Source organism: Pseudomonas sp. GM80 (assembly GCF_000282515.1).
Taxonomy (GTDB): domain Bacteria; phylum Pseudomonadota; class Gammaproteobacteria; order Pseudomonadales; family Pseudomonadaceae; genus Aquipseudomonas.
Map to the genome: position 1 here is coordinate 1 of NZ_AKJD01000278.1, position 1,942 is coordinate 1,942.

2 protein-coding genes are annotated in these 1,942 nt (G+C 62.0%); one reads left to right on the top strand and one right to left on the bottom strand.

Going from position 1 to position 1,942, the window contains the following annotated elements; all coding sequences use genetic code 11:
• Window positions 1-75: 75 nt before the first annotated feature.
• A complete protein-coding gene (gene tusA, locus PMI37_RS30825) occupies window positions 76-324 on the top strand; it encodes a sulfurtransferase TusA (protein ID WP_008089007.1) in 249 nt (82 codons plus the stop codon).
• A 49-nt stretch (window positions 325-373) separates the two neighbouring features.
• Here tusA and PMI37_RS30830 read toward each other — a convergent pair whose 3' ends face one another.
• Window positions 374-1,783 (bottom strand): MATE family efflux transporter, encoded by a 1,410-nt coding sequence (locus PMI37_RS30830; RefSeq protein WP_008089009.1) that lies wholly within the window; start codon window positions 1,781-1,783, stop codon window positions 374-376.
• Window positions 1,784-1,942: the final 159 nt, after the last annotated feature.

Sequence of the window (1,942 nt, forward strand, 5' to 3'; positions counted from 1 at the left end):
GGCAGCTCCTACAGGGGAGTGTGGTGTAACGCCCCGGCAATGCGCGACAATGCCGGCCAGTTTCAGGAGTGAATCATGAGTGAAATGATCGATACCCCGGTCGACGGCACCCTCGATGCCACCGGCCTCAATTGCCCGGAGCCGGTGATGATGCTGCACCAGCACATCCGTGACCTGGTGCCCGGCGGCCTGCTCAAGGTGATCGCCACCGATCCCTCGACCCGTCGCGACATTCCCAAGTTCTGTGTGTTTCTCGACCACGAACTGGTGGGCCAGCACGAAGAGGCCGGGACTTATCTGTACTGGATTCGCAAAAAGTCCTGAGTCAGGACAAAAAAAAGACCTGCATTTGCAGGTCTTTATTTATGGGCGATCAGCCCGCCGAACGGCTTATCCGAATACGCTTGCGCGCGCTGCGCGTCAGGCGGATCGACAGCATCAGCGCCGCACAGCTCAGGCCGACAATCAAACCCTGCCACAAGCCGCTCGGGCCGCGTGGCTCGCCGAGCCAGTCGGTCAGACCGAGGGCGTAACCCACCGGTAGACCAATGCCCCAATAGGCGAACAGCGTCAGAATCATCGTCACCCGAGTGTCCTGATAACCGCGCAGCGCGCCGGCGGCAGTGACCTGAATCGCGTCGGAAAACTGAAACAGCGCCGAGTACACAATCAGCATCGCCGCAATGTGAATCACCGTCGGGTCAGCGGTGTAGATCGCCGCAATCGGCTCACGCAGTAACAGCATCATGCTCGCCGACAGGCAGGCGTAAGCCAGCGCAGTGCCCATGCCGACGCCGGCCGCAAAGCGCGCTTCACGCGGTTCTTCACGGCCCAGAGCCTGACCGACGCGCACAGTAACCGCCATGCCCAGCGAATACGGAATCATGAACACCAGCGAGCTGACGTTCAGCGCAATCTGATGCCCAGCCACGACAGTGGCGCCCAAGCTACCGATCAGCAGGGCGATCACCGCGAAAATACTCGATTCGGCAAACACCGCGATGCCGATCGGCAGACCGATCGACAGCAGGCGCTTGATCACCGCCCATTGCGGCCAGTCGAAACGGCTGAAAATTTCGCTCGAGCGATACGCCGGAGCCCAGCGCTCATAACCGGCCAGGCCCAGCGCCATCACCCACATCACAATCGCCGTGGCCCAGCCACAGCCAACGCCGCCCATGGCCGGTACGCCGAAGTGGCCATAAATGAACACGTAGTTCAGCGGGATGTTCAGCGCCAGACCGCACAGGCCCAACACCATCGCCGGGCGGGTACGGCCGATGCCGTCACTGGTGCAGCGCAGCACGTGATAGAACGCCACCGCCGGCAAGCCGCTGGCGATGCCGTGCAAGTACTGCATACATGGGCCGATCAGCTCCGGATCGACCTTCATCAGGTGCAGTACCGGCTCGGCGGCGACCAGCATCGCGGTAGCAATCAAGCCGACCACCAGCGCCAGCCACAATGCCTGACGCACGATCGGGCCGATTTCGCTGTGGGTGCCGGCGCCGAAGCGCTGGGCGACTTTCGGCGTGGTTGCCAGCAGGGTGCCGGTCATCAACAGGAACACCGGTACCCAGATCGAGTTGCCCAGCGCCACGGCCGCCAGATCTTTCGGCCCGACGCGCCCGGCCATCACCGCATCGACGAAGCCCATGGCCGTGGTCGCCAGCTGCGCGATGATGATCGGCAGCGCCAGGGCGAGCAGGTTCTTGAACTCCAGACGAATCCGCGCGGGGCGGGTGAGGGAGGCGGCGAGGGGTTGGTCAGTTACGGAATTCACAGGCAAAGCGTCCACAGAGATTGATGCGCAGGGCGGCGCATTCTACGCCGCTGACGGCTTGGTCAGGAAAAATCCTCTGTTGCGCATTTGTAACCTGTAGGAGCTGCCGCAGGCTGCGATCTTTTGATCTTGTTTTTAAGATCAGGATCAAAAGATCGC